At 56.4% G+C, this 25675-nt stretch carries 25 protein-coding genes and 1 tRNA gene; 15 read left to right on the top strand and 11 right to left on the bottom strand.

What is annotated here, in order from left to right; all coding sequences use genetic code 11:
* Position 1 precedes the first annotated feature (1 nt).
* The 6 genes from KO498_RS18120 to KO498_RS05045 form a co-directional block, all read right to left on the bottom strand.
* Positions 2–331 (bottom strand): hypothetical protein, encoded by a 330-nt coding sequence (locus KO498_RS18120; protein ID WP_252731278.1) that lies wholly within the window; start codon positions 329–331, stop codon positions 2–4.
* Positions 332–793, bottom strand: a complete 462-nt coding sequence (locus KO498_RS18125) for a hypothetical protein (RefSeq protein WP_252731279.1) — start codon at positions 791–793, stop codon at positions 332–334.
* Complete coding sequence (locus tag KO498_RS18130; RefSeq protein ID WP_252731280.1) at positions 790–1542, bottom strand: relaxase/mobilization nuclease domain-containing protein; 753 nt, start codon at positions 1540–1542, stop codon at positions 790–792. Before KO498_RS18130 ends, KO498_RS18125 begins: the two co-directional genes overlap by 4 nt.
* Complete coding sequence (locus KO498_RS18135; protein WP_252731281.1) at positions 1539–2012, bottom strand: plasmid mobilization protein; 474 nt, start codon at positions 2010–2012, stop codon at positions 1539–1541. Before KO498_RS18135 ends, KO498_RS18130 begins: the two co-directional genes overlap by 4 nt.
* Positions 2009–2866 (bottom strand): hypothetical protein, encoded by an 858-nt coding sequence (locus KO498_RS05040; RefSeq protein WP_215958797.1) that lies wholly within the window; start codon positions 2864–2866, stop codon positions 2009–2011. Before KO498_RS05040 ends, KO498_RS18135 begins: the two co-directional genes overlap by 4 nt.
* A gap of 155 nt (positions 2867–3021) precedes the next feature.
* Positions 3022–3098, bottom strand: a tRNA-Arg gene (locus KO498_RS05045).
* Between the two features lie 114 nt (positions 3099–3212).
* Between KO498_RS05045 and KO498_RS05050 the strand changes: the two genes are divergently transcribed.
* From KO498_RS05050 to KO498_RS05075, 6 genes are all read left to right on the top strand, one after another.
* Entirely contained in the window at positions 3213–4235 is a 1023-nt protein-coding gene (locus KO498_RS05050; RefSeq protein WP_215958798.1) for a LacI family DNA-binding transcriptional regulator, read from the top strand.
* Between the two features lie 110 nt (positions 4236–4345).
* A complete protein-coding gene (locus KO498_RS05055; protein ID WP_215958799.1) occupies positions 4346–5206 on the top strand; it encodes a flagellar motor protein MotB in 861 nt (286 codons plus the stop codon).
* A 105-nt stretch (positions 5207–5311) separates the two neighbouring features.
* Positions 5312–6607, top strand: a complete 1296-nt coding sequence (locus tag KO498_RS05060) for a flagellar hook protein FlgE (protein WP_252731282.1) — start codon at positions 5312–5314, stop codon at positions 6605–6607.
* Positions 6608–6668: 61 nt separating this feature from the next.
* Positions 6669–8129: a flagellar hook-associated protein FlgK gene (gene flgK / locus KO498_RS05065; protein ID WP_215958801.1), complete on the top strand. Its 1461-nt coding sequence runs from the start codon at positions 6669–6671 to the stop codon at positions 8127–8129.
* Positions 8126–9136: a flagellin gene (locus KO498_RS05070; protein ID WP_215958802.1), complete on the top strand. Its 1011-nt coding sequence runs from the start codon at positions 8126–8128 to the stop codon at positions 9134–9136. The genes flgK and KO498_RS05070 overlap by 4 nt, the downstream gene beginning before the upstream one ends.
* The gene (locus tag KO498_RS05075; protein WP_215958803.1) at positions 9133–10236 is read left to right on the top strand and encodes a flagellar basal body P-ring protein FlgI; all 1104 of its coding nucleotides are present in this window, start codon (positions 9133–9135) and stop codon (positions 10234–10236) included. Before KO498_RS05070 ends, KO498_RS05075 begins: the two co-directional genes overlap by 4 nt.
* Positions 10237–10298: 62 nt before the next feature.
* On the opposite strand, the gene KO498_RS05080 is transcribed toward KO498_RS05075, so the two are convergent.
* Positions 10299–10895 carry a DUF1285 domain-containing protein gene (locus KO498_RS05080; protein ID WP_215958804.1) on the bottom strand — a complete coding sequence of 199 codons (597 nt, stop codon included), beginning with the start codon at positions 10893–10895 and terminating at the stop codon, positions 10299–10301.
* Positions 10896–10963: 68 nt separating this feature from the next.
* Here KO498_RS05080 and KO498_RS05085 point away from each other — a divergent pair, with 68 nt between their 5' ends.
* The 4 genes from KO498_RS05085 to KO498_RS05100 are packed head-to-tail and all read left to right on the top strand — an operon-like array spanning position 10964 to position 17617.
* On the top strand, positions 10964–11971 hold the full coding sequence (locus KO498_RS05085) for an AAA family ATPase (protein ID WP_215958805.1): 1008 nt from the start codon (positions 10964–10966) through the stop codon (positions 11969–11971).
* Positions 11968–12840, top strand: a complete 873-nt coding sequence (locus KO498_RS05090; protein WP_354667620.1) for a DUF58 domain-containing protein — start codon at positions 11968–11970, stop codon at positions 12838–12840. Before KO498_RS05085 ends, KO498_RS05090 begins: the two co-directional genes overlap by 4 nt.
* The gene (locus KO498_RS05095) at positions 12837–15569 is read left to right on the top strand and encodes a DUF4159 domain-containing protein (RefSeq protein WP_215958806.1); all 2733 of its coding nucleotides are present in this window, start codon (positions 12837–12839) and stop codon (positions 15567–15569) included. Before KO498_RS05090 ends, KO498_RS05095 begins: the two co-directional genes overlap by 4 nt.
* Positions 15566–17617 (top strand): hypothetical protein, encoded by a 2052-nt coding sequence (locus tag KO498_RS05100; RefSeq protein ID WP_215958807.1) that lies wholly within the window; start codon positions 15566–15568, stop codon positions 17615–17617. The genes KO498_RS05095 and KO498_RS05100 overlap by 4 nt, the downstream gene beginning before the upstream one ends.
* Positions 17618–17620: 3 nt before the next feature.
* On the opposite strand, the gene fliP is transcribed toward KO498_RS05100, so the two are convergent.
* From fliP to fliF, 4 genes are read right to left on the bottom strand one after another with little or no spacing between them, the layout of a single operon-like run.
* Positions 17621–18358: a flagellar type III secretion system pore protein FliP gene (gene fliP, locus KO498_RS05105; protein ID WP_215958808.1), complete on the bottom strand. Its 738-nt coding sequence runs from the start codon at positions 18356–18358 to the stop codon at positions 17621–17623.
* Positions 18355–18654 carry a FliM/FliN family flagellar motor switch protein gene (locus tag KO498_RS05110; RefSeq protein WP_215958809.1) on the bottom strand — a complete coding sequence of 100 codons (300 nt, stop codon included), beginning with the start codon at positions 18652–18654 and terminating at the stop codon, positions 18355–18357. Before KO498_RS05110 ends, fliP begins: the two co-directional genes overlap by 4 nt.
* On the bottom strand, positions 18647–19243 hold the full coding sequence (locus tag KO498_RS05115) for a hypothetical protein (protein WP_215958810.1): 597 nt from the start codon (positions 19241–19243) through the stop codon (positions 18647–18649). Before KO498_RS05115 ends, KO498_RS05110 begins: the two co-directional genes overlap by 8 nt.
* A complete protein-coding gene (gene fliF, locus KO498_RS05120) occupies positions 19243–20838 on the bottom strand; it encodes a flagellar basal-body MS-ring/collar protein FliF (RefSeq protein WP_252731283.1) in 1596 nt (531 codons plus the stop codon). Before fliF ends, KO498_RS05115 begins: the two co-directional genes overlap by 1 nt.
* Positions 20839–20960: 122 nt before the next feature.
* On the opposite strand from fliF, the gene KO498_RS05125 reads away from it, so the two are divergent.
* From KO498_RS05125 to KO498_RS05145, 5 genes are all read left to right on the top strand, one after another.
* Positions 20961–21446, top strand: coding sequence for a flagellar basal body-associated FliL family protein (locus KO498_RS05125; RefSeq protein WP_215958812.1), 486 nt, complete (start codon positions 20961–20963; stop codon positions 21444–21446).
* A gap of 10 nt (positions 21447–21456) precedes the next feature.
* Entirely contained in the window at positions 21457–21825 is a 369-nt protein-coding gene (locus KO498_RS05130; RefSeq protein WP_215958813.1) for a hypothetical protein, read from the top strand.
* Positions 21822–22409 carry a MotE family protein gene (locus KO498_RS05135; protein WP_215958814.1) on the top strand — a complete coding sequence of 196 codons (588 nt, stop codon included), beginning with the start codon at positions 21822–21824 and terminating at the stop codon, positions 22407–22409. The genes KO498_RS05130 and KO498_RS05135 overlap by 4 nt, the downstream gene beginning before the upstream one ends.
* A 56-nt stretch (positions 22410–22465) precedes the next feature.
* A complete protein-coding gene (motA, locus tag KO498_RS05140) occupies positions 22466–23335 on the top strand; it encodes a flagellar motor stator protein MotA (RefSeq protein ID WP_215958815.1) in 870 nt (289 codons plus the stop codon).
* Positions 23336–23436: 101 nt separating this feature from the next.
* On the top strand, positions 23437–25614 hold the full coding sequence (locus tag KO498_RS05145; protein ID WP_215958816.1) for a hypothetical protein: 2178 nt from the start codon (positions 23437–23439) through the stop codon (positions 25612–25614).
* The last annotated feature ends 61 nt before the right edge of the window (positions 25615–25675 follow it).

A 25675-nucleotide genomic window follows, 5' to 3' on the forward strand; every position in this document is an offset into this window, starting at 1 on the left:
GTCAGCCTTCGGTCGTGATCCGGCGCATCTCGATCTCGATCAGCCGCTTCTCGGCGTCTTTCGCTAACTTCCAGCTGGTCTCTAATCCCGCCTGAAGCTTCGCGTAGTTCTGCTCCTCGCGCAGCAAGTCGGCCAATGTGGTGACGGACGTGAGATGAGATTTCATCAATAGCGCCACGCAATGCGCCAAGCCATTCACCTTGCTTTCGATCCTGCTGGTCGAGCGTTTCTCCAAGGCGTGCAATTCCTTGGCTGAGCTCTCGCAGGCCGTCACCAACCGCTCGACGGATGCGAGCAATTCGCGCTCCAATGCTGTCAGGGGTCGCGTCATTTAAGGCTCCTTGATCTCGATGCATATGATCGGCCTCTGCGCCAATGTGCAGGTCTTCAATTCGGTCCGGTCGGGGTCCAGCGTCACCCATGTCTGCCCGGCCTGTTCGATCCGTGTCAGGCCAAGCCTCGTCATTTCCGAGCGCGTGATCAAACCCGTCCAGAACCAACTCGCGATCAGCACTGTCGCGATCCAGGCTGAGACCACCCCCACGATCACCCAAGGCGAGATCGTCAGCCAGCGCCGGATCGTTTCGCTCCGCCTCTCCAACTCGCTCTTGCTGTCGCTGAGAAAGAACCTGATATCGGTGTCGATTGTATGCAGCGCGCTGGTCGCAATGCTGCTGAAATCGCTCCTGAAGCTCTCCAGCTGAGATGCCATCAAGGCGGCGTGGTCGCTCCGGATCGTTTCCAGGTCCGCGTTCAATTTCTCGGCGAGGCGGTTCGGCTTGCCAGTCGTCATGGAAAATCTCTCCTTTCAAACGCCAGCGCTCGCCGGTGTCGGGGTCTTTGGCGGTGATGTAATTCTTGCTTGCACGGGGGATCTCGAAACCCGCCTCTGATAGCGCGTCGATCATGCTGGCGCGGTCGGTGATGCTGCCGACGCTGATCTGATCGAGGATCCATTCGTGCAGCGCCTCGCGCCCTTGCGCGTGTCGGCGCTTCAATCGTCGCCCTCACTTCGCGAGAGCGATCTGGCTCCAAAGGGTCTGCCCAACCGTGGGTCTTGTTCATCAGATCACGCAGGCTGGAAAAGGCGTTCTCATGTCCTGGCGGCGCGATGTTCAGCGCCTTGCCCGTGCTTAGCTCAAGGCGTGGCGCGCAGAAGTGCAGCTCGACATTGCCTTCATGCGAGTGGCGCACCCAGAGGCAATCGTATTGATCCCTGTCCAGCCCAGCAAAGGCCAGAGCCTCAAATAGCTCAATGGCCTCTTGCTGGGCGTCGGGTCTGGGATCATCGTAATCGGCAAAGCTGATCACGCCTGCCGTGTAGCTCCACTTGTTGGGGCTCGCGTCGATCAGGTCACGGGTTTGGTCTGGATTGCCGTGCAGCACCTCTGGCAGCGGGTCTCGAATCTTTGTTTGCGGCTGACCGGTGTCGTCGCAGATCAGGTTGCGGTTCTCGTCACAGGCCAGAACTTCGCGTGCAGTCAGGTAATCCACGGGGGCCGCACCGCCACCTGTGCCAGTGGAGAAGAACGAGATGATCATTCGCAGTTCTCGCCTGTGTGCGCCGCCACGATCTGCGCCAATTGCCGCTCGATGACCACCAGCTGCGCAACGACCTTGAGCGCATCTATCTGGCTCGCGCGGCCGGACTTGACCGCGCCGTTGATCCAGCGGGAGAGCTGATTGAGGTTGCCGCCGACGCGGGCAATCGCAAAGGTCAGCCTCGGGTCAACTCGGGGGACGGGCTTGCGCCGACGTACCTCGGTCAACCCCAAGGCCTCGCGCATCAGCGTGGCATTGGGCAGGCCAGCGGCGCGCGCCTTGGCCACAAGCGCTGCCTTTTCCGACGGGGTGCATCGAAAGATCACGCTCTCGGAAAGGCCCTCTTTGATGCCGCTTGCGCGCGTCTGGTTGGGGTTTGAAGGGGAGGCTTGCCGCCCCTCACAAGTCCCGCCGATGTAATCGGTGGGTAACCTTGCTGTTTGCTCTTCTGTCGGATCGGTTGCGGTCATGATCTGAGGCCCGCGGCTTGGATTTCAGCAGGGCTGACCAGGTTTTCAGCCAGCAACGCGGTCACTTGACCGGGTGTGATGTGGCGACAAAGGGGGTGCTTGCCCGTGACCCAGTCGGCCAAACCTTTCAGCAATTCAGCCTCTTTGGCTTTGCTCGCTTCTCGCGTCTCCTCGACGTCCTGAAGGTATTTCAGCCAACGGCCAGAGGTGAACCAATTGTCGGAGAAGCACACCTTGGAGCGGGTGAAACCTTTGCTTTCGGTCGCATAGGCCCGGACGGCGTCCTCGAGGTCTTTCGCGTCCACTCCGTCGGCCAATGCTTGGCGGATTTGTGAGAGGCAAACCGCTTTCCCGCGAATTCGATCCTCCGGATAAGCGGACAAAATCTTTTCAGACACTTCATCCTCCACCGCCGCCTTCGCGTGCGAAGGATTTGGTTTTTGATATGGTTTATATCTGTTCTTATAGGATTTGCCCTCTGGGGCAGATGGCTCGCCCTCAGGGGCAGATGCATCATTTTCCCTTTCGGTCGGATCGATTTGCCCATTTGGGCAAATGGAGTTGCCCAGGGCATACCAACAGGTCCGGTCATAGCGATCGTCGCTGAAATTGCCCTTGATGATCAGCTCCGCGCTGGCCAACTTTTCGAGCGCCGTCCGGATCTGCTTCTCACTCAGATAGGGGAACAGTTCACCAAAGGCCGAGATCGAATTGTAGGTCCAATACCGCCCGTCTCGAAGATTGCGGCGATTGGCTTGGTTCTTCTCGATCCAAAAGGTGATGTTTTGGAAAATCACCGCTGCATTGAGACCGACACGCCTGGCGATTTCAGGATCAAAGCTATGTCGGCTCATGATTGACCCCCGAAATACGCATAAACGTGCGAATTTTGTACAGGTTTTGTACGAGAAATCGGCCGTTTCAGCCGATTTCGCCGCGAAAGCCGACGGGCGTTTCTGCACGCATCCGCACAACGTACTGTAAATAAGCCATATTTTTCAAGTGTTTTTGGCGACCCCGGCAGGATTCGAACCTGCAACCTGCCCCTTAGGAGGGGGCTGCTCTATCCAGTTGAGCCACGGGGCCGCTCAGGGGGTTGAATAGCGGGTATGGGGCGGGCTGTCAGCCCTAAACGCGCTTGCGTGAGGCGGGAGCGCTGCGGTAGCATTGGTTTAGCCAAATGCGAGGAATACTGTCGTGATGAAACGTAGCGCACGCCCGCTGACTTTGAGAGATGTTTCAGAGGCTTCCGGTGTTTCAGAGATGACAGTGAGCCGCGTGCTTCGCAACCGTGGGGATGTGTCTGAAGCCACGCGCCAGAAAGTTCTGACACAGGCCAAACGGCTTGGGTATGTGCCTAACAAGATCGCCGGAGCGTTGGCCAGCCAGCGGGTGAACCTTGTGGCTGTGATCATCCCTTCGATGAAGAATATGGTGTTTCCCGAGGTGCTAACAGGTGTGACCAACGTTTTGGAAGACAGCGGGTTGCAGCCGGTAGTCGGGATCACTGACTATTTGCCCGAGAAGGAAGAGAAGGTGCTTTACGAGATGCTTTCGTGGCGGCCTTCAGGGGTGATCATTGCGGGGCTTGAGCACTCTGACAACGCGCGGGCGATGCTGGCGGCGTCAGGCATTCCTGTGGTTGAGATCATGGATGTTGACGGCGAGCCGATTGATATCGCGGTTGGCATTTCGCACCGCGCGGCAGGGCGGCAGATGGCTGAGTCTATCGTTGCTGCCGGGTACAAGAAGATCGCCTTTCTTGGCACCAAGATGCCGCTTGATCACCGTGCGCGTAAACGCTTTGAAGGCTTCACGCAGGCGTTGGCGAAGGCTGGCATCGAGATCGCAGATCAGGAGTTTTACGAGGGTGGCTCGGCGCTTGCCAAGGGGCGCGAGATGACAAAAGCGGTGCTGGAGCGCACACCTGATCTTGATTTTCTCTATTACTCCAATGACATGATCGGCGCTGGGGGTCTGCTGTATTGTCTTGAGGCGGGGTATGATGTGCCCGGACAGATCGGGCTGGCAGGCTTTAACGGGGTTGAGTTGTTGCAGGGTTTGCCCAAGCAGTTGGCCACGATGGATGCCTGTCGTGCCGAGATCGGAGAGACGGCGGCAAAGATCATTCTGGCGCGCAGTGAAGACGAGAGCGCTGTGTTTGACGAGAAGCTAGAGTTGAGCCCGCGCATTTCACATGGTGATACGTTGCGCAGCTCTTGAGCGGCATACCGAAGCCTTAATAGATCATGAAAATGCCTTAGTTTGTTAAGTGTCTGGTAAGGGCTCGAGCGGATACCTTGTTGCGGGTGAGATAACAAAGGTGGTGGATTATGAGCGCGCAGAGCAATGTAGCGCCAGTCATCATCAAACGGAAAAAAGTTGTCGCAGGCGGCGGGCATCATGGTGGTGCCTGGAAGGTGGCTTATGCTGACTTCGTGACTGCTATGATGGCTTTTTTCCTTTTGATGTGGCTGTTGAACGCAACGACAGAGCAACAACGAAAAGGTGTGGCAGATTACTTCAGCCCGACCATTCCCATTAACCGCGTGTCCGGCGGGGGTGACGGCAACTTCGGCGGCGAGTCAGTGTTTTCGGAGATGACCTTGCCGCAGAACGGCACCGGAGCGACAAGCCTGCGGCCAACTGCGCAACGGCAAGCCCGCGGTGAGATGGGTGTGATGGAAAGTGGCCAGGCTATGGAAGCAAAAGGCGACGGGCCAGATGCCGAGGCCTTTAGCGCGATCGAAAAAGAGCTACAGGGTCATGGCGGCGAAAGCATGGCCTCGAACGATGTTCGCAAGCATATCGTAACACGGGTTACGGACGAGGGCTTGATTGTCGAGCTGTTTGATATCAAGGGGCTTGCCTTGTTCGAGAGCGGTAGCAGCGAGCCGACACAAGTGCTGCGTGATCTGGCAGACATTGTCGCGCGGGTTTCGACGATGGTTGGCAATGACATCGCCATCAGTGGCCACACACGCTCAGAGCCGGTTGTGCTTGTTTCCAACCCTGTTTGGGATTTGTCGACGTCACGGGCCAACAGCATGCGTATGCTTCTTGAGGGACGCGGCATGTTGCCCGAGCGGACCAAGCGAATGACCGGACATGCCGATAACAGCCCCGCAACGGAAAACCCTATGTCACTGCGCAACAACCGCCTGGAGATCATCTTTCTGCGGAGGGAGCGCTGAGTTGTCAGGCAAAACTAGACTGCATTTTAGATGTTAGTCCGGTGTTAAGCGGGACGTCTTACAACTGCTGCACAATAACGGTTGATGCAGCAGAAAGGCGTATCTATGACAATTTCTTCCTCGCTTAATGCCGGTGTGGCAGGCCTCACGGCCAATGCAACGCGGCTTGGTACTATCGCAGACAACATCGCGAACTCTGCCACTTTTGGTTACAAACGTGTGGAGGCCGACTTCCACTCGATGGTGATCTCTTCTCAAGGCGGCACCTATTCGGCAGGAGGTGTGCGCACAACGACACAACGCCTGATCGACCAACGCGGCCCGCTGGTTCCGACCAGCAACGCAACAGACCTCGCGGTGCGTGGACGCGGCCTTTTGCCGGTGGCGCGCAGCAGTGAGCTGAACGCTGGCCAGCAAAACATGCTGCTTTCGACAACAGGCTCGTTTCGCACCGATGATGAGGGCTATCTGCGTTCGGAGGCGGGGCTGGTTCTTCTGGGCTGGCCGGCATCTGCTGACGGGACAATTCCGACTTACCCCCGCGATACATCTGATGGGCTTGAACCCGTTCAGATCAACGTTAACCAATTTACCGGCGAGCCAACCACCAAAATTGATCTGGGTGTGAACCTGCCTGCAACAGCCACAGAAGCAGGCGCAGCAGGAGATAACTCGGAGTTGTCTATCGAATATTACGACAACATGGGCACCTCCGAGAGCCTCTCTGTCGAGTTTGTACCGACAGTCCCGGGGACAGGTGTTTCAAACGAATGGACGATGCTTGTCACTGACTCGGCCTCCGGCGGCGCCGTGATCGGAGAATACACACTCACGTTTGATGACAGCCGCACAGCCGGAGGCACGTTGGCCTCAGTGACGACTGTATCAGGCGGGGCATATGATCCGGCGACAGGCGAGTTCGAAGTGACAGTCGCGGGCGGGCCGATGGCTGTTAACATCGGTGTTGCGGGCGACTCTGACGGCATCACGCAGCTGTCGGATGTGTTTGCACCTGTCTCTATCTCTAAAGATGGGACGCCTGTGGGCAACATGACATCGGTTGAGGTTGACTCAAACGGTATGGTGCACGCCTTCTTTGACAGTGGCATTACGAAAACCATCTATCAAATTCCGCTGGTGTCGATGCCAAACCCTAACGGCATGGTCTCGCTTGATCAGCAAACCTATATGCCCTCGACTGATAGCGGCACCTTCTTTTTGTGGGACGCAGGCGATGGACCGACAGGTGACATCGTTGCCTATGCGCGCGAAGGCTCGACAACCGATGTTGCGGGCGAGTTGACAGCAATGATCGAAACCCAACGCGCCTATACGTCAAACGCTAAAGTCATTCAGACGGTGGACGAGATGCTGCAGGAAACCGCGAACATCAAGCGCTAACCATTGAGGGCGCGGTGGTTTAGTCGCGCCCTTCAACTTCCCCCAACCAAGAGGTTTTGCTATGTCACTCACGGGCGCACTATCCAATGCCGTTTCGGGCCTGAACGCCGCTTCCCGCTCGGCGCAGGTTGTTTCGACAAATTTGGCCAACATCATGACAGATGGCTATGGGCGGCGCGAAGTCGAGCTGGGCGCGCGGTATGGCACGGGCGGTGGTGTCGAAATCACCGGCGTGACGCGGCAACAAAGCCCTGCACTTGTTGCAGAGATGCGTTCGGTCGGTTCCGAAACTGCCTTCAGCGGTGAGCTGGCGGACTTTCACAACCGTCTCGAGCGCTTGGTCGGAACGCCTGACAGCAATACTTCTCTAACGGCAAGACTTGCTGATCTGGAAGCCAGCTTTGTTTCGGCCGCGAGTAGGCCAGACCTACCTGGCAGGCTTGACGCCGTGGTGCAAGATGCCGCCACACTTGCCCGTAGTCTCGGTGAAATGTCCTCAGGCATTCAAACGATGCGACAGGAGGCTGACAGCACAATTGATAGTGGCGTTAAAACGCTTAACACCCAACTCAAACAAGTCGAAAAACTGAACGGAGAAATCGCGCGCGGAGAAAACAACGGTTTTGAGATTTCGGGATTGAAAGACCAGCGACAAGTGCTGATTGACAGCATTTCCGAGTGGATCCCCTTACGCGAAATCGACCGAGGTAATGGGCGTGTAGCGCTGTATACGCTTGGTGGCGCACAGCTTGTTGACGGCCCTGCATCCGAGTTGTCGTTTGCCACAGCACATACGATTGTGCCGCAGATGACAAAAGACGCGGGCTTGTTGTCGGGGTTGAGCATCAATGGAACTGAAGTTTCGGTTGATCCCGAGAGCGGGCCGTTGCGCGGCGGCGGGCGACTAACAGCGTTGTTCGAGGTGCGTGACACCCATGCAGTGAGCGCTCAATCCGAGCTTGATGCCGTTGCACGAGACCTTGTTGAAAGGTTTCAGGATCCGGCCATTGACGCGACACGCGGGCCGACTGATGCGGGGCTTCTAACCGACGGCGGCGCAGCTTTTGCTGCGATTGACGAGGTCGGCTTGTCTGGACGACTGCAAGTGAACGCACTTGTTGACAGTGCTCAGGGCGGCGCCAGTTGGCGGCTGCGTGACGGTATGGGTGCCGCCACACAGGGTGCTGCGGGCAATGCGAGCCTGCTGCAGGATTACACCGCAGCTTTGAGCGCGGATCGGAGTATCGCTTCAGGCGGGTTTGCCGGCATGTCGCGTTCGGCAACACAACTCGGCGCGAACTTTTCCAGCGGGGTCAGCGCATCGCGGTTGAGTTATGAAAGCGAGCTGGCCTTTGCCGCGACGCGCAGCGCCGAGATCGAAACGATGTTGCTCGCCGAGGGAGTCGATTCTGATCAGGAAATGCAGAAATTATTGATGATCGAGCAAGCCTATGCTGCCAACGCGCAAATGATGCAAACGGTCGAAGAAATGATGGACACCTTGATGGGAGCAATCCGATGAATTCACTGTCTTTTGGGGATATGGCACAATCGACGCTGTTGCGCCGGCAAAACAGCCAGTTAAAGAGCGAGATGTCGCGGCTCACGCTCGAGCTTTCGAGCGGTAAAGTGCAAGATGTGAGTAAGCATCTAGGCGGTGACTTTGGCTATCTGGGTGAAGTTGAACGCAGCCTGCGCGTGACGTCGGCGTTCAAAACATCCGCCAGCGAAGCGGCCACCTTCGCCGCCTCGATGCAAAGCGCTTTGGGCTTTGTGAGCAACGCTATGGGTAGCATGGGCGTCGGCTTGATTGCGGCAGGAGAAGGCGCGATTTCAGGGACAAGAGACGTGCTGTCAAACGAGGCTTCGGGTCAGTTTGAAATGATGATTGGCGCGCTCAATACAACGGTCGCGGGGCGTTCGGTTTTTGCTGGCATCGACACCAACGGTGCAGCACTTGCTTCGGCTGAAGACATGCTTGCCGATCTGCGGACTGCCCTTGCAGGGCAAACGACACTGGCCGGAGTGGAAACAGTTATGGACGACTGGTTTAATGCTCCCGGCGGCGGATTTGAGACGGTGGGCTATCTTGGTGAAAGCCAATCACTTGAACCCTTCATGCTGGGCGACGGCGAGCGGGTGTCACTTGATGTTCGAGCCGACGGCGCCGCTCTGCGCCAATCCCTCAAAGCAACGGCGATGGCGGCTTTGGCCACCGACAGTAGCCTTGCGTTTGCCGCGGATGTGCAAGCTGGCATGTTAGGCAATGCGGGTGAAGCCATGCTTGGCGCCAATGACCAAGTGACGGCGATCAGGGCAAAACTCGGTTTTGCCGAAGCCCGCATTGAAGATGCCGGTGCGCGGCTGGCATCCGAGCACACCAGTTTGGAATATGCGCGCGGCGACTTGCTTGGAGCCGATCCTTACGAAACGATCACGCGTTTGGAAGAGACACAGTTCAGGCTTGAAAGCCTCTATGCGGCGACCTCACGTTTGTCACAACTTTCACTGATGGGATACATGCGATGAGAGCGATAACCACTGCACTATTATGTTTGCTTCTGAGCGTTCAAACGGCATTTGCCAGCCAGGTGCGGATTAAAGATCTGGTCGAGTTTGACGGAGTGCGGGCCAATGATCTCGTGGGTTACGGTTTGGTTGTCGGGCTCAACGGCACGGGCGACGGCATCAGGAATGCGCCGTTTACGGAAGAGATCATGTCAAACATCCTTGAGCGACTCGGGGTGAACATAACCGGAGAGCAGTTTCGCCCTAAGAACGTCGCCGCGGTGTTTGTGACGGCCGAACTGCCGGCATTCTCACGTGCCGGTTCAACGATTGACGTGAACATCTCGGCGATCGGCGACGCCAAAAGCCTGCTCGGTGGCACTTTGATCATGACACCTTTGAATGCGGCTGACGGGCAGATTTATGCTGTCGCTCAGGGAACGATTATTGCTGGTGGCGCGTCGGCTGAGGGCGATGCCGCGAAGGTAACGCAGGGGGTTCCGACTGCGGGGGTTATCCCGTCTGGTGGGCGCGTCGAGCGCGAAATCGAGTTTGAACTGGCGTCGCTGACGTCGCTGAGGCTTGCCCTGCGTCAGGCCGACTTCACGACAGCGGGGCGCATTGAGCAGGCGATCAACCGAAGCTTTGGCAAGCGTGTCGCGGCGATGTTGGATTCGGGCACTGTGCAAATCAACATCGCTGCCACGGGCCGTCGTTCCACTGCGCATGCGATAGGCGAGATCGAGAACATTCTGGTGCAACCCGAGCGCAAGGCGCGGGTGGTTGTTGATCAACGGTCTGGCACAATCGTGATGGGCGAGGATGTGCGGATCAGCCGTGTTGCGGTGAGTCAAGGCGGGCTGACGTTGCGCATTCAGGAAGCGCCGGTTGCTGTCCAACCCAACCCGTTTGCAGAGGGCGAAACCGTTGTTGTGCCACGCACCAATGTCGGCTTGCAGGAAGATGCGGGCATTAGCCTTGCCGAAGTGCCGGACGGGACGTCACTTTCAGAAGTTATTGCGGGTTTGAACGCGCTCGGCGTAGCGCCGCGCGACATGATCGATATCCTCAAGAGCATAAAGGCTGCAGGCGCATTGCATGCTGAGTTTGTCGTGCACTAGCGCGCCATAGGGTTGTGCACTAGCGCGCTAGAACGCCGTGCAGCCGCATGTCTGCGGCCAGCCTAGGCTTCTGTCAGCTCGCTAGACGGGATTATCGGGAAAAACACCCCCGATGATTTGACGCCAAACCAGTTCTGGCCATCATGCTCTTCATGGGTTCCTATTTCGACCAACCGGTAGAAGCTTTTGCGATCTATTAGCGCTTCTAGATTGGCACGCACCAAAATATAGGGCGATGGCTCGCCAGTCTTACTGTCACGTTCCACGCGAATCGGCGCATCCGCGCTTGCTGTCACTCTGTCCCCAACGTTGGTCTCAAATGTCAGTTTCTGGCTTTCTCCCGCATCACTCACGTCGAAATCGACAGCGACAAAGGGGGCATCATCGACTGTGATGCCGACTTTCTCAACAGGCGTGACAAGCACATAGTCGTCACCATCGCGGCGCAGAATGGTTGAAAACAGCCGCACCAACTCGGGTCGGCCAATAGGTGTTCCTAGGTAAAACCACGTGCCGTCACGGGCGATGCGCATGTCAAGATCGCCGCAGTGCGGCGGATTCCAGAGGTGCACCGGCGGCAAACCGCCCTTCTTGCTGGCCGCACGGGCTGACTGGGCGATGCCCTCAGCGCTTGGGTTCACGTGATTTTGTCCGCTCATTGCTTTTGCCATTTGCACTTTTGTCGTTACACTTGCGTTGAAGGTAATGTTTCATTTGGAGAAATGCTATGGCTGACGCGGAAGATCTCTTGGATCGCATAGAAGCGCTGGAAAATAGGCTGACCGCGGCCAAAGCGCAGATCACCCGCCGATTCATCGGGCAGGAGCAAGTTGTCGACTTGACGCTGTCGGCGCTGTTGTGTGGTGGACACGCGCTGCTTGTCGGCTTGCCGGGGCTCGGCAAGACGCGGCTTGTCGAAACGCTTTCAACCGTGATGGGGCTTGATGGCAAACGCGTGCAGTTTACGCCTGACTTGATGCCAGCCGATATCCTTGGTTCGGAAGTGCTTGAAACCGGTGCTGACGGTAGTCGTGCGTTCAAGTTTATCGAAGGGCCGATCTTTTGCCAGCTGTTGATGGCAGACGAGATCAACCGCGCCAGCCCACGCACTCAGTCAGCTTTGTTGCAAGCGATGCAGGAGCGTGAAGTTACAGTGTCGGGCCAAACCCGAAAGCTTGATGCGCCGTTTCATGTGCTCGCGACGCAAAACCCCATCGAGCAAGAGGGCACCTACCCGCTGCCGGAAGCCCAGCTTGACAGATTTTTGGTGCGAGTTGATGTCGGATACCCCGACCGAGAAACTGAGCGAGAAATTTTGTTAAGCACGACAGGCGAGACCGAAGCTGAAGTTGAAAACGTGTTTTCGGCCGACGAGCTTATCGCTGCACAAGATCTGCTGCGCAAAATGCCTGTCGGCGAAAATGTGATGGAGGCGATCCTTGATCTGGTTCGCGCGCTACGGCCCGAAGAGCCAGATGTATCTGATGCTGTTCGTGACAATGTAGCATGGGGGCCGGGCCCGCGAGCAGCGCAGGCACTTATGTTAACGGTCCGCGCGCGGGCACTTTTGCAAGGGCGGCTTGCGCCTGATGCGAGTGACATTGTTGCAATGGCCGAGCCGGTTCTCAAACACCGTATGGCCCTGAATTATGCTGCTTTGGCGCGGGGCGAAAGCCTTGAGGCGCTGATCGCCGCGCAGATTGCGAGCAACCCTGGATTGCAGGCCGCAGCGTGACAAAAGCCCTGCCTCTCAGAAGCCGAGCCGAGGAGGCAACGGCACTGCTTGCCCCGCTTTTGGCGCGGGCCGAGCAGCTTGCGCATGCGGTGATGCCGGGCGGGCACGGACGCAAAAGGGCGGGCAACGGCGATGATTTTTGGCAATATAGGCCGGTTCAGGCGGGCGACACTTTAAGGATGATCGACTGGCGGCGTTCGGCGCGCTCGGACAGTCAATTTATCCGACAAAAGGAATGGCAGATTTCGCAGTCTGTCTACTTTTGGGTAGATCGAGCACAATCAATGCAGTTTTCAAGCGGGGCGAATTTGCCGCAAAAAGCTGATCGTGCGCAGATCTTGTCGCTGGCGATCGCGATATTGCTGGCGCGGGGCGGTGAGCGTGTCGGCCTTTCCGGAGAAGACCTACCGCCGAGAGCAGGCATGAAACAAGTGCAGCGGTTTGCAGAGTTGCTTGTTGCACCCAAGGCCGAGGACTATGCCACACCTGATGTGAGCCATCTGCAAAAGAATGCCACTGCAGTGTTTGTTTCCGACTTTCTTGGTGATGTTGAGGCTGTTGAAGCTGCGCTGAACGAGGCTGCTTCAAAGGGTGTTCGCGGCGTGTGTTTGCAAGTTCTCGACCCCGTTGAAGAGAACTTCCCGTTTCGCGGGCGGGCTGTGTTTCAGAGTGTCGGCGGATCGCTTGAGCATGAGACATTGCAAGCAGGCGATCTTGCACAACGCTACCGCGACAGGCTGAACGAGCGCAAACTGCGCCTGCGCGACATTTGCGGGAAAACAGGCTGGCAATATAAATGCCACCACACCGCTGAAAGTGCTCAAGTTGCGGTGATGTGGCTTTACAATATGATCGAGGGGCCGAAATGAGCGTGTTCGGCATTCTGTTCACCGCGCCTTACATGTTGCTGGCGTTGCTAGGATTGCCGCTGTTGTGGCTGTTGCTGCGTGCTGTGCCGCCAGCACCAATTCGTCATATGTTTCCCGCTGTGGTGCTTTTGCTTGGCCTTAAAGATGAGGATAGCACTGCCGACAGGACGCCTTGGTGGTTGCTGCTGCTGCGGCTTGTTGCCGTCGCGGCGGTGATCATCGGGCTTGCTGGGCCGGTGCTTAACCCCAAGGCCGAGAGCTTTACCTCCAACGACAGGCTGCTGATCGCGCTTGATGCCAGTTGGGCGAGCGCGCGTGATTGGGACGCGCGCATACAATACCTTGAAGGCGTTTTACAGCAGGCAGGCCGCAATGGGCAGGCCGTTTCGATCGTGAGTCTGTCACGGCCCGAGCCGTTCGAGTTCCTGTCGGCGCAAGAGTGGGCAACGCGACTTCCCGGTTTCCAGCCGTCTGCATGGGGCGGTGATGAAGGTGCTATCGAAGCGCTTCCCGAAGACGGGTTTGATACGCTTTGGCTGAGCGATGGTGTCGCGCGCGAAAGTCGTGCGGCACTGATAAAAGCGTTTGAATCACACGGGCGCGTGCAGGTTGTGCAAAGTGAGCGGCCCTTGATGACGCTTGCGTCAGGGCAAAATGGCGAGGGCAAAATTGCGCTTGAGCTGACTCGCTTGCACCCGAGCGGGCAAAGTGAAGTGACCGTGCAAGCTGTCGGGCTTGATCCGACAGGCGTTGAACGGGTGCTGAGCACAACGCGTGTTAACTTCGATGCCGGTGCAAAATCCGCGCAGGTTCTGTTCGATGTGCCGGCTGAAATACAGGCACGCATAACGCAGTTTTCAGTGCAAGGAGCACTACATGCAGGGGCAGTTTTACTGGCCGATGACAGCCTGAAGCGGCGCGAGATTGCGCTTGTCTCAGGGCGCGAAAACCGTGAAGGCCTCGAGCTTTTGTCGCCGCTTCATTACCTTGAAAAGGCCTTGGTTGCGTCGTCAGATTTGCTGCGGGGCACGCTGTCGGTGACACTGACAGGCAACCCTGATGTCGTAATCATGGCCGATATCGCCGAGATAAATGACACGGAGGAGCAAGCGCTGACAGCTTGGGTTGAGCGGGGCGGTTTGTTGGTGCGTTTTGCGGGGCCACGGCTTGCTGCGAGCGAAATTAGCCGAACAGAAGAACACCCACTGATGCCAGTGCGGTTGCGAGCCGGAGGGCGTGTTGTTGGCGGTGCGATGAGCTGGGGTGAGCCGAAATCATTAGCTCCCTTTGAAGAGATTTCGCCATTTTTCGGCCTCGCCGTTGATGATGATTTGCGGGTAACTGCACAAGTTGTTGCGCAACCCGACCCGCAACTTGCCAAACGCGTGATTGCCCGTCTGGCTGATGGAACGCCGCTGGTGACTCGCAAGAAGCTGGGTCAAGGGCATGTCGTGTTGTTTCACATTTCAGCAAATGCGGAGTGGTCAAACCTGCCGTTGTCTGGGCTATTCGTGCGTATGCTTGAGCGGCTTTCTGTCGCAACATCGCTTGCCGGATTGCAAGAGGCCGAACTGGAAGGAACTGTCTGGCAGCCTGTAAAGGTGCTGAACGGGTTCGGGCAACTCAATGCCGCCGACAACCTCCCGGGTGTCGATGGGGCCGAACTTTTAAGCGGCGCTCTCGGCGTGGCTTTGCAACCCGGGCTTTTTGAGGGGCCGGGGCGGCTTGTCGCGCGCAATGTCATGCAAGATGGGCAGGCGCTTAACCCTGCGGTCTGGCCGGCCAGTGTTTCGACAACTACGTTCACTGGTGTGCCGGAGCGGGCACTCGCGGGCGCGTTCTTTGCAACGGCTTTGCTGCTTCTGGCGCTCGATGTTCTGGCAACTTTGGGCCTGTCCGGTCGGCTTGTCAAACCGGCTATGGCCGCGCTTATGATCGCAGCAGTCGCGCCGTCGACACCGGCTGAAGCGCAGGACGCAACGCTGACAGAAGCCGCAGGTGAGATCGTTCTCGCGCATGTAATTACCGGTGACGAAAAGATCGACGACATCGCACTGGCGGGGCTGCGTGGTCTGTCAGACACGCTGTTTTTCCGCACGTCTGTTGAGCCGGAACTGCCGCGCAGTGTAAACCTCGAGACAGATGAGATCGCCTTTTATCCGCTGCTATACTGGCCTGTTTCTCCCGATCAACCGACACCTTCGGCGGGCGCATATGAAAACCTCAACGCTTACTTGCGAAGAGGGGGGATGATCGTTTTTGACACGCGCGACGCTGATGTTGCCCGCTTTGGGGCTGCGAGCCCTTCAGGTAAGGCTTTGCGACGTTTGGCGGCTCCGCTCGATATTCCCGAGCTAGAACCGGTGCCGGAAGATCATGTTCTAACGCGGGCCTTTTACCTACTGCAAGACTTTCCCGGGCGACACAACAGCCGCGATGTCTGGGTTGAGGCTGCCCCAGCAGGTGCCCAACGCGCAGAGGGCATGCCCTTTCGCAACCTCAATGACGGTGTCACGCCGGTGATCATTGGCGGTAATGATTGGGCAGCCGCGTGGGCGATTGATGCACGCGGCGCACCTTTGTTGCCAATTGGCCGTGGTTACTCCGGGTCGCGCCAGCGCGAGTTGGCCTACCGCTTCGGCGTAAATCTGGTGATGCATGTGCTCACGGGAAATTACAAATCTGACCAGGTGCATGTGCCAGCACTGTTAGAAAGGCTGGGACAATGAACCTCGGTATCATCTTTGATCCGCTCGTTGGTTGGCCTGTTCTGGCAGGTTTGGCCTTTGTGTCGCTACTGGCGGTTGGCTTCGCGGGCTTGCGTGGGCTTCAGGGCGCATGGCTCAGGGCGTTTGCTGCGGTGCTTGTTCTGGCTGTTTTGTCAGGCCCGATGTTGCAAAATGAGGAACGCGCGCCGCTGAGTGATATCGTGTTTGTGCTGACAGATGACAGCGCCAGCCAAAGCCTCTCTGACAGGCCGCAGCAAACCGAAGAGATCAAGGCCGAACTTTTGCGTAGACTAAACGCGCGGGCCAACACCGAACTGCGTGAGATCACACTCCAAAACGCAGCAGATGATACCGGCACGAAAGCGATGGCAAAGCTTGCTCAAGCTTTGGCGGAAGAACCGCGCAATCAAGTTGCCGGAGCGGTGATCATCAGCGACGGAATTGTGCATGATATGCCGCAAATGCCGGCCTTCCCTGCGCCTGTGCATTTGCTGCGCACCGGCAAGAGCACCGATTGGGACCGCCGCCTGATCGTCGAAAATGCTCCGGCGTTTGCGATTATCGGAGAGCCCGTAGAGCTGACATTGCGGATCGAAAATCAGGGCGCATTTCCGCCTGAAGAAACCCACACGCAACTTTCAATAACTGTCGGTGCAGAAGCACCAATGGTGTTTGACATGCCCATAGGTCGGGAAATCAAACTGCCAGTGACGCTCTCGCATGGGGGCCGCAATTTGCTGAAGTTCGACATACCTCAAGCCGAGGGCGAGATCACGGAACGCAACAATACCTTCCTGCTTGAGGTTAACGGTGTGCGCGACAGGCTACGCGTGCTTCTGGTGTCGGGCGAGCCACATGCCGGCGGCCGCACTTGGCGCAATCTGCTCAAGTCGGACAGCTCTGTCGATCTGGTGCATTTCACCATTTTACGACCACCGGAGAAGCATGACGGTGTGCCAGTCGGGGAGCTATCACTGATCGCTTTTCCAACGCGCGAGTTGTTCGTGGAAAAGATCAATGACTTTGATCTGATCATCTTTGACCGATACAAACGCCGCGGTATTTTGCCAACCGCATACCTTGAAAATGTTCGCGACTATGTGCGCGATGGCGGGGCGGTGTTGGTCGCGACGGGGCCGGATTTTGCCTCGGCTGATAGTATCTACCGCTCGCCACTGGGCGAGGTTTTGCCAGGACAACCGACGGCGCGGGTGCTTGAAGAGGGCTTTCGTCCCATGGTGACAGACTTGGGCAACCGACACCCCGTTACCCGCGGTCTGACAGATGACGGACCTGCGCCAGATTGGGGTAGATGGATGCGCCAGATCGAAGTTGAGCAAACCAGCGGTGATGTCGTCATGACGGGTGTTGGCGAGCGGCCTTTGCTGATTCTTGATCGGGTTGAAGAGGGCCGTGTGGCGCTTCTGGCTTCTGACCACGCATGGCTTTGGGCGCGCGGTTATGAAGGCGGCGGGCCGCAGCTTGAACTGTTGCGCCGGCTGTCTCACTGGATGATGCGCGAGCCCGAACTTGAGGAAGAAGCGCTTGCAGGCGAGCCGACGGCAGGTGGATTGAAGATTACACGTCGCAGCCTTTTGAATGCCCCTGAAGCCGTGCAGCTGACGAACCCTTCAGGCGCGACCAGCACTCACGCGCTGACCGAAGTATCACCGGGGGTGTTTGAGGCCGAAGTCAGGACTGACGAACAAGGGCTGTTCCGGCTTGCGAGTGGCGATCAGGTTTCGGTGGCTGGCCTCGGGCCTGCTTCGCCGAAAGAGTTTGTAACCACCATCGCCACTGATGAGCTGATCATGCCGATTTTGGAAAGCACGAGCGGTGGATCTTTCGTTGTTGAAGATGGTCTTCCAACCATTCGCAATGTGCGGGAAGGTCGCAACGCATCGGGCGCGCGCTGGATGGGGCTAACGCCGCGGCGAGCGTATGAAACTGTTGCCATTAAGCAGTTTCCGCTGTTGCCGCCGTGGTTGGCACTGGCGGTGTTTGCACTCTTTATCGTTGCGGGTTGGCTGCGGGAAGGTCGCCGCTAGAAACTAGAAATAGCTTCTGACGAGGCCCTCCGAAAGCAACCTCCAACCATCGGCCAAGACAAAGAACGACAGCTTGAACGGCAGTGAAACAACGGCTGGTGGAACCATCATCATACCCATCGACATCAAGATCGCGGCAACAACAAGGTCGATGATCAAGAAGGGTATGAAGATCAGAAATCCGATCTGAAAAGCGCGCGAAACCTCGGAAAGCATGAAGCTGGGTACGAGCACCGATAACGGCGCGTCGGCATTCGGGCTGAGAGAGGCGATATCGGGGCGCAACGAGGCGATCGACGCAAAAGTTTCGGCTTCTATACGTCCCAGCATAAAGGTGCGAAACGGCGCTACCGTCTTGGGGAAAGCCTCCTCCATAGTCAGCTCTTCTTTGGTCAGCGGCTCAATGCCCTCAGTCCAAGCCTGCATGAACACGGGCTCCATGACGAAGTATGTCAGGAACATCGCCAAACTGACGATGAGCATATTGGGCGGTGATTGCTGCAAGCCGAGCGCCTGTCGGAGGATCGAGAACACTGTGACAAGAAACGGAAAACACGTGACCATTATGGCAAGGCCCGGAGCAATGCTGAGCACGGTTATCAGCGCGATAAGCTGAATCGAGCGACCAGAAAGCGACCCGCCCTCGCCAAGAGAAAGTGACAGCTCTTGGGCAGAAGCGCCAGTTGCCAACAGGGCTATCCCGAGAGCGAGCAAGACTGAAAATACGGCGTGCAACCTCATCCGAATTGGCTGCCCGTTTCAGTGATCTCGGTTAGCCGCACGGCCAGTTGCCCGGCGTTCTCCCCCTCGAGTTCTTCGAGTTCCCCGCGTGCAACGAGCCGATCACCGACGAACAATTCGACCGGATCATCTACGCGCGTGTCGAGCGGCAAAACAGCGTTTTCCCCGAGGGATAGCAGGTCTTTGATCAGAGGGCGGGCTTTGCCCACAGAAATTGTGATTTCGATCGGAACCGTTGAGAACAGTCCGGCATTTGGCGGCGCTGCTTTCTCTTCAGTCAAGGGTGTGTCAGACATTGCGAGGCTCCTTTTTGAGTTCGTTAAAAAATTCATCAACAGCAGCCTTCATGCTGGCGCTCAGACGCTCGATGTCGATCTGGCGTTCCTCATCAGCGAAACGCATGGTGAGCTGACCTTCACTGAAGGCAGTATCGGAAGTGATACGCGTTGGCATGGCGGTGTCTTGATCAAGAATGGCTGCAAGACGCGCTTCTTGGGAGGGGTGGCAGACCACTTCGAGCGTGCTCGCGGCGTGAGTGCGAGCGAGCTCCATCACCTGTTCTTTAAGCTTCAAGCCGAGGCTGTCTTGCGCGATTTGAGGTAAGCTCACATCAACAAGTTGTTGGAACAACGGTTCGAGCGACTTGGTGATCGCGCTGTAGGCTTCCTGATAAGTGAACGACAACTCGCGTAGGTTGTTTTTGAAGTCACCCTCGGCGTCGCCCGCGGCGTCAAGTGCGGCCTTGGTGCAGTCGTCCCAACCGGCCGTATAGGCGCGTTCATAGACCGCTAACTCTTTGTCTGCGCGTGACTCCAGCATCGCATCCGTGGCGCCTCCGGGCAGGGCAGCATGATCAAAGGTTTCAAGCAAATGAGCAATCGACATCAGGCGCTTTCCTCCTTGTTTTCAAGCCAGTTGCGCAAAATTTCGACAGTTTCGTCTTGGCGCTCACCGATCAGTGTTCGCAGCCTTTCAACTGGGTCTTCACCACTCGCCGCCGCCGGTAACCCACTGCCATTGTTCAAAGCCATTGCAGAAGTTGCGGGCAGTGAGCCGTCGTCGATCTCACCGGTTAGTGCTTGTGTGCTGTCGCCTGCGCTTGGAAGGGCCAAAGCTGGAGGAGGTAGTTCTGCTGAGGATGATTTTGTCAGGATCGGGCGCAAGACAAACAAGCCCAATACCAGCGAGACCAGAGCGAGAACGGCCATCTGGATCAATGACATCGCGTCAATATTCATTCCACTCATAAAGGAAGATGTGGCCTCGGTTCCGAGTGTGTCTACCGGCTGAAACTGGAGCGACTTTATTGTGATTATGTCGCCGCGTGCCTCGTTGAAGCCCACTGCGGAGGCGACCAGTTCTTTCAGGTCGGCCAATTCTGCTTCTGCGCGGGGCTCAAAAACAGCTTCGCCCGCGTCATTCGCTACTTCTGATCCGTTTACCAAGACGGCAACACTCATCCGTTTGATAGCACCCGGCGTGCGCAAAACCTCGCGGAAGGTTTCCGACACTTCGTAGTTAACACGCTCGCGGGTTTCGGTGTTCTGGCTTGTGTTTCCGTCACCGGCGCCTGCAGCTGCACCATCAGGAAGGTTGGAGGCGACAGTAACATCGCCGCCGGACGAGTCGGTCGAATTGCCAGAGCGCTCTTCGGTATCGGTGCTTATGGCGATACGGCTTTCCGGGTCGATCCGGGTTTCTCGAATTGATTCGGTTTCAGTGACGGTATCGACGCTGACTTCGACAACTGCGTTGCCATAACCAACCCGTGCTTCAAGCAGGTTTTGCACACGGGCGCGAAGCATTTGAGCCTTATCTTGGCCTGCCTCGGCGCTTGTGTTTTCGTCTGTGGCCCCAATGAGCCCGCCTTTGTCGTCGATAACAGAGACGTTTTCGGCAGACAGCCCGGCGACAGCGGAAGCGATCAGATAGCGCAGCGCCTTTGCATGTTGCGATGGCAAGCTACCGTCAACCGAAGTGACCGAAACCGAAGCTGTTGGCTCAGCGTTCTTTTGAAAGGGATTGCGGCTGCTGTTGGCGATGTGAACGCGCGCTGATGCAATCAGAGGGCTGGCGGCAATGGTGCGGGCAAGTTCACCTTCTTTTGCGCGCCAATAGGCTGCGTCAAACATTTGCGAAGTGGTGCCAAACCCGTTCAAACTGTCGAGTAGTTCATAGCCTTTGGTGTTGTTGGCTGGCAGGCCTTCGCTGGCCAAGGTCATGCGCAGGGCGTCGCGTTGAGCGCTTTCAACAAAAATCGAGCCGCCGCGCACCTCATATTGCACGCCGCGCTGCTCAAGTGATTTGACGACTTCACCCGCCTGGCTTGATTCGAGGCCAGTATAAAGCAGCGTCAAACTGGGCGATGAGGCGAGATTTGTCATCGCGAGAATCGCGGCAAACATACCTGCTGCCGCAAGCCCTGCGATGATTTTCCGGCGTAAGTCAGCCGATGCAAACACGTTCTGTAGCTGCTCCAAGGATGGCTCTCCTGTTTTCGGGGCTTCTGCCCGTTCCGAGACCATCTTTCGCCGATCAGCCTTAACAATCGGTTAGGGCGAATGGGGTTATACAGGTTTTGTGAAATTTAGGAGAGGCCTTGATGGACGAGAGTGAAGCCCAAGCGGTAGATGCACCAAAAAAGAAATCCAAGATGCCGATGATCATCGGCTTGCTTCTGGCGCTAGCGGGCGGTGGCGGTGGCTTTTTTGCTGTGTACTCAGGGATAATTCTAGGGCCGCCATCTCATGCAGATGAAGAGGTAGAAGATCACGCCGGGGATTTGCCGGACATTGCCTTTGTCGAGCTTACACCGTTGACTGTTTCGCTGTTTGACAATGGCCGCGATAGGCATCTGCGGTTTCGGGCTCAACTTGAAACACCCGGGCAATATCAGGGTGATGTAGAGAAGCTTTTGCCAAGAATTGTCGACGTTTTGAACAGTTACTTACGCGCTGTCGAGTTGGATGATCTGAAGGATTCTGCGGCGCTTGTCAGATTGCGCGCCCAGATGCTGCGACGCGTTCAGATCGTTGTTGGTGAGGGCCGAATCAACGACCTGTTGATCATGGAATTTGTGCTGAATTGAGGAAGAAAAAATGGAACTAATTGCAGATATTTTGCTGGTGTCGGGCGCTTTGGGCGCAGGAGTGTATTGCTTTGTTTTGGCGCGGCGTTTAGCGCGGTTCAACGACTTGGAAAATGGCGTTGGCGGAGCGGTTGCAGTGTTGTCAGCGCAGGTTGATGACCTAACCAAAACACTGGCGGCGGCGCGCGAAACCGCATCATCATCAACCGCGTCTCTGGATGGCCTCACCGACCGTGCCGAAAACGTCGCAAAGCGTCTCGAGTTAATGGTTGCCTCAATGCATGACTTGCCGGATGAATCTGAGGTTGCACCTGCGGCTGACGAGACAGAAATAGCTGCTGTGTTTATGCGGCGTCCGGTTGAGGAGGCCATGCAATGAGCCGTCGGAAAAAGCGCATGCGTCCGGCGCGTGGGACGCTCGTGGCAATCTCCATTTTGCTGTTGGGTTCGGTGGTAATCAGGGTGAGCTCCAATGCCGGACAGGCCTTTGCGCGCGCTGCGCAACCAGCGGTAGCTTCCTCGAGTATGCAGCACCCCGCCAATTGTGAACCATCAGAGGATCTGGGCGCTGTATTAGCTGCCTTCCAAGAGAGGGAAACTCACATTTCGGCGCGGGAGGAACAGATCAAATCGCGCATGCAAGCCCTCTTGGTTGCCGACCGCAAGATAGAGGAAAAGATGGCGGCACTAGAGGCGGCCGAAGCGCAATTGAAGGACACGCTGGCTCTCGCTGATGGAGCCGCTGAAAACGACCTTTCCAAACTAACCAGCGTTTACGAGAGCATGAAGCCTAAAGATGCATCTGCGCTGTTCGAGCAAATGGCGCCGGAGTTTTCCGCAGGCTTCTTGGGCCGGATGAAGCCAGCCTCGGCAGCGGCCATTCTCGCCGGGCTTTCAGCCGAACGCGCCTATACGATCAGCGTTATTCTGGCCGGACGAAATGCGAATGTTCCCAAAGAGTGAGGCTTTCTTAACCCCTTGCTGCCTAGACTGTCAGAAATCAAATGAGGTGAGCATTTATGATTGGGTTCATAGGCATAGCGGTTATTTTTGTCATGGTTTTCGGCGGCTACATTCTAGCTGGCGGCAAGATGTCGATTATTCTCAAGTCACTGCCTTTCGAGATGATGATGATCGGTGGCGCAGCTGCTGGCGCGTTTCTGATTTCAAATGATATGGCGGGCATCAAACACACTCTTAAAGACATTGGCAGGGTCTTTAAGGGGCCAAAGTGGAAACACGAAGATTACAAAGACTTGCTGTGTTTGTTGTTTGAGCTGATTCGATTGGCTAAAGCTAATCCTGTCGCCATCGAGGAGCATATCGAGGCGCCCGAAGACTCCTCTATTTTTTCGAAGTATCCAAGAATTCTGACCGACAAGGAAGCAGTTAACCTGATCAGCGACACAATGCGATCAGCATCGATGAACTACGACGATCCGCATCAAGTTGAAGAGGTTCTTGAGAAACGGATCGAAGCCAATTTGCATCACGCATTGCACTCTAGCCACGCGTTGCAAACCGTTGCTGATGGCTTGCCCGCACTCGGAATTGTCGCCGCGGTCTTGGGTGTTATCAAGACGATGGGATCAATTGATCAGCCGCCAGAAGTGCTCGGAAAAATGATCGGTGGCGCGCTTGTCGGAACCTTTCTCGGGGTTTTTCTGGCCTATGGTCTTGTGGGTCCCTTTTCGGCCAAGGTCAAAGACGTAACCGAGGAAGATGGGCACTTCTATCAGTTGATACGTGAAGTTCTTGTTGCCAACCTTCACAATCACGCAACCAACATTTGTATCGAAGTGGGCCGGCAGAATACGCCGTCACATTGCCGGCCAAGTTTCTCTGATCTCGAGGAAGCTTTGAAGCTCTTGAAGCAGGAGGCCGCTTAATGCTGAGGTGGGTTCCTGTCATCTTTTCCGTGTTCGTGGCCGAGGCCGTTTCAGCTGAAGCTGTGCGCGTCCGTGGTGGCGAACACGAAGGGTTTACGCGGTTGGTTTTGGACATGCCAAGAACGGTAAAGTGGAACCTTGAAACAGGCGAAAAATTGCGTCTCAACCTCGTGGGTATACAGGCTGAATTTGACACAGTTGCCGCCCAGCAAAAGTTGAACGCAGATCGCGTTGCCTCGATCACCCAGACAGACGGAGTTTCGGAACTCGTCGTCGACCTGAACTGCTCTTGTGAAGTGCAAAGTTACTTTGCCGGAACGAAGATGCTGGTGATCGACATCTACGGAACACCAAATTCTTCCGACTTGAGCACAAAGCAAGTAGCCGGCATCAAGAGGCAGCCGATGCCACAAGAAGACAACAAAACAGGCGCGCCACGGTATGCTTTGCCGTTGTTTGCAGGTTCGGAAACCGTCGTCGTCAGCAAAGAGGCGAAGAGCAAAGGCCCGGACACCGCTGTCGGCCTTGTGAAGCTCCCAAAGCCCGTAGCCGCCAGCCGCTTGCAAGAAACCGAGCAAAGGCTTGTGCAACAGATGTCGCGCGTGACGTCGCAAGGCCTGTTAGAGCCCAAGCCCGACCAGCGCCAGGCGACAGTCAAGTCGTTGAGTCCTTCTCAGACGCCTGAGCAGGAGGTTTCGAAACCCGAAAGGCTGCAGCTCCCCGACACGCCGGGGCTGAACATGCGGGCCGTTTCAAGTATCGACCGCGATTTGATCCTGACCGATCAAGCGCGCCGATACTCGGTGAATGGCGAGCGTTGCATGCCTGACGACATGTTGGCAGTTCAAACATGGATGGGGGAGGATACCTTCACCAAAAGAGTTGGCAGGCTGCGCCGTGCGTTGGTTGGAGAGTTTGATAAAGCAGATAGCGCGACGGCGGTAGAGTTGGCGCGCACATATATTAGCTACGGATTTGGCGTTGAGGCCGAACAAGCCTTAGACGGCCACATACTGCCCGCCTCACAACAGTATATTCTGGCTATGGCAGATATTGTTGAAGACGGTGTTCTTGTAGGGAAGGTTCCCGAAGGGTGGTTTTTTGATTGCGATGGCGCCGCGGCGATGTGGGCTGTTCTGGCGGCCAACTCTGTTCCCGCCACGGCTTCGCTTGATGAAGACGCAATTTTGCGAGCGTTTGGGGCGTTGCAACCAGAGATGAGGGCACATTTAGGGCCTAAACTGTTTGAAAGAGTCCAACAACGTCACGCAAATTCGGACATGCTGAAGCAACTTGTAAAGCTGATGGAGCGTGGCCGAAACACACCGGACCCAGAAGTTCAGCTTGTGAGTGCCGACCTATCTCGCGCCAGTGGTGACGAAGCCGTTGCACATAAGGCTTTAGATGACGTCATTGATAATAGTGGAAAAAGCGCTCCAATAGCACTGATTGAAAAAATCGATTTGCTGACATCGCTAAACCGTCCGGTTCCGGAGGGGCTACAGATGTTGGCCGAGGCCTATGCAAAGGAATATCATCAGGACGCTCTCGAACTTCAGTTAATGCGAGTAAACAGTATGGCGCTTGCAAATGCTCAGCGGTTTGGCGCTGCATTTGTTGCGCTAGACGCCGTGCGTGAAGAGTTAGATGCTAAGTCACTCAAGAGTGCTTCGAATTACCTGATGGCAAGAGTTGTTCACACGCCTAAAAATCTGGAATTCTTGACCCAGGTATTTTCCGTAGCGGAGAAGCAATATCCGCTCGATGCGAAAGTCGAAAACGATGTTGCGAAACGGCTGTTAAGCCTTGGGTTTCCCAAACAAGCCGCGCATTTTTTGGCCTCGGCGGCAGGCGGGGATGCCGGCAGAGAAAGGCGGCTTCTGCGTGCAGAAATGGCGCTTTCTTTAGCGCGTCCGCGTCAAGCCGAAGCTGAATTGCTTGGCTTAACAGGAGCAGACGTCGAAGGCCTTCGATCGCGAGCTCGCCTGCTCAACAATGATCACCGGGGTGCAAGAATTTCATACGCAACTATGGGCAATGTCGAGCAGGCCGCCGAACAGGCGTGGTTGGGTTCAGACTGGGAAGCGTTAAGCGCAATCGACTCGGACAACTGGAAAATGGAGCAAAGACTTTCTGCGAAAACAGAACAGTCTGAAATAGCTCCCGAAAAAGCGTTGGCGAGAAGCCGGTCTCTGTTGTCTGAAAGCTCGGGTTTGCGTTCAGACATCGCAGGCCTCTTATCGCGACATGAAGTAAGCAATGCGTTGCCCGTAAAATGAAAACTTGTTTCTAAAACTACAAAAATTGCTCGTTACTAACCAATTCTCAACTCCAGTCTTT

This window comes from Lentibacter algarum (genome assembly GCF_018860975.1).
In the GTDB taxonomy this organism is placed as follows: Bacteria; Pseudomonadota; Alphaproteobacteria; order Rhodobacterales; family Rhodobacteraceae; genus Lentibacter; species Lentibacter algarum_A.

What these genes read in the sequence shown, in the direction of transcription:
- KO498_RS05060 (WP_252731282.1), top strand. Translation starts at nt 5,312, where the DNA reads ATGACAATTTCTTCCTCGCTTAATGCCGGTGTGGCAGGCCTCACGGCC.
- KO498_RS05055 (WP_215958799.1), top strand. Translation starts at nt 4,346, where the DNA reads ATGAGCGCGCAGAGCAATGTAGCGCCAGTCATCATCAAACGGAAAAAA.
- fliP (WP_215958808.1), bottom strand. Translation starts at nt 18,358, where the DNA reads ATGAGGTTGCACGCCGTATTTTCAGTCTTGCTCGCTCTCGGGATAGCC.
- KO498_RS05070 (WP_215958802.1), top strand. Translation starts at nt 8,126, where the DNA reads ATGAATTCACTGTCTTTTGGGGATATGGCACAATCGACGCTGTTGCGC.
- KO498_RS18120 (WP_252731278.1), bottom strand. Translation starts at nt 331, where the DNA reads ATGACGCGACCCCTGACAGCATTGGAGCGCGAATTGCTCGCATCCGTC.
- KO498_RS05040 (WP_215958797.1), bottom strand. Translation starts at nt 2,866, where the DNA reads ATGAGCCGACATAGCTTTGATCCTGAAATCGCCAGGCGTGTCGGTCTC.
- KO498_RS05095 (WP_215958806.1), top strand. Translation starts at nt 12,837, where the DNA reads ATGAGCGTGTTCGGCATTCTGTTCACCGCGCCTTACATGTTGCTGGCG.
- KO498_RS05100 (WP_215958807.1), top strand. Translation starts at nt 15,566, where the DNA reads ATGAACCTCGGTATCATCTTTGATCCGCTCGTTGGTTGGCCTGTTCTG.
- flgK (WP_215958801.1), top strand. Translation starts at nt 6,669, where the DNA reads ATGTCACTCACGGGCGCACTATCCAATGCCGTTTCGGGCCTGAACGCC.
- KO498_RS18130 (WP_252731280.1), bottom strand. Translation starts at nt 1,542, where the DNA reads ATGATCATCTCGTTCTTCTCCACTGGCACAGGTGGCGGTGCGGCCCCC.
- KO498_RS05110 (WP_215958809.1), bottom strand. Translation starts at nt 18,654, where the DNA reads ATGTCTGACACACCCTTGACTGAAGAGAAAGCAGCGCCGCCAAATGCC.
- KO498_RS05125 (WP_215958812.1), top strand. Translation starts at nt 20,961, where the DNA reads ATGGACGAGAGTGAAGCCCAAGCGGTAGATGCACCAAAAAAGAAATCC.
- KO498_RS05075 (WP_215958803.1), top strand. Translation starts at nt 9,133, where the DNA reads ATGAGAGCGATAACCACTGCACTATTATGTTTGCTTCTGAGCGTTCAA.
- KO498_RS05130 (WP_215958813.1), top strand. Translation starts at nt 21,457, where the DNA reads ATGGAACTAATTGCAGATATTTTGCTGGTGTCGGGCGCTTTGGGCGCA.
- KO498_RS05085 (WP_215958805.1), top strand. Translation starts at nt 10,964, where the DNA reads ATGGCTGACGCGGAAGATCTCTTGGATCGCATAGAAGCGCTGGAAAAT.
- KO498_RS05135 (WP_215958814.1), top strand. Translation starts at nt 21,822, where the DNA reads ATGAGCCGTCGGAAAAAGCGCATGCGTCCGGCGCGTGGGACGCTCGTG.
- KO498_RS05115 (WP_215958810.1), bottom strand. Translation starts at nt 19,243, where the DNA reads ATGTCGATTGCTCATTTGCTTGAAACCTTTGATCATGCTGCCCTGCCC.
- KO498_RS18135 (WP_252731281.1), bottom strand. Translation starts at nt 2,012, where the DNA reads ATGACCGCAACCGATCCGACAGAAGAGCAAACAGCAAGGTTACCCACC.
- KO498_RS05080 (WP_215958804.1), bottom strand. Translation starts at nt 10,895, where the DNA reads ATGAGCGGACAAAATCACGTGAACCCAAGCGCTGAGGGCATCGCCCAG.
- motA (WP_215958815.1), top strand. Translation starts at nt 22,466, where the DNA reads ATGATTGGGTTCATAGGCATAGCGGTTATTTTTGTCATGGTTTTCGGC.
- KO498_RS18125 (WP_252731279.1), bottom strand. Translation starts at nt 793, where the DNA reads ATGACGACTGGCAAGCCGAACCGCCTCGCCGAGAAATTGAACGCGGAC.
- KO498_RS05050 (WP_215958798.1), top strand. Translation starts at nt 3,213, where the DNA reads ATGAAACGTAGCGCACGCCCGCTGACTTTGAGAGATGTTTCAGAGGCT.